The sequence below is a fragment of the Xanthobacter autotrophicus genome, assembly GCF_030015065.1.
Classification (GTDB): Bacteria; Pseudomonadota; Alphaproteobacteria; order Rhizobiales; family Xanthobacteraceae; genus Xanthobacter; species Xanthobacter autotrophicus_D.
Map to the genome: position 1 here is coordinate 1 of NZ_JAIVFN010000331.1, position 525 is coordinate 525.

At 69.7% G+C, this 525-nt stretch carries 1 pseudogene; it reads right to left on the reverse strand.

From position 1 onward, the window contains the following. A pseudogene (locus K9U40_RS23385) lies at positions 1-525 on the reverse strand (hypothetical protein); the annotation flags it as partial.

A 525-nucleotide genomic window follows, 5' to 3' on the forward strand; every position in this document is an offset into this window, starting at 1 on the left:
GGCGCAGCTCGTGCGCGGGCGGCTCCAGGCGCTCCTCGATGTTGAGCAGCAGGATCTGGCTGAGCTGCGACACCGCCTTGGCGGCCCAGTAGTAGCGCCGCATCAGCGTCTCGCTCGCGCGCAGCCGCATTCGATGGCCCTCCGCGTTCTGCGTGCGGTAGCCGAAGGATTCGGCCACGGCGGTCTGCAGGTCGAAGACGAGCCGGTCTTCGTGGCGGCCGGCGACGGCATGCAGCCGGGCCCGGATCAGGAACAGCAGGGCCTCGTTGCGCTCGATCTGCCGCACTTCGAATTCGGTGGCGAGGCCGTGCGCGGCCAGCTCCTTCCAGTTGCGGCCCAGTCCCGCCGCGCGGGCGACCCAGAGCACGGTCTGCAGGTCGCGCAGGCCGCCGGGCGACTCCTTGCAGTTGGGTTCGAGCGCGTAGGGCGTGTTTTCGTACTTGGTGTGCCGCTGGCGCAGCTCCAGCGTCTTGGCGACCAGGAAGGCCTCCGGGTCCATCGCCGCGTCATAGCGCTGCTGGAAGT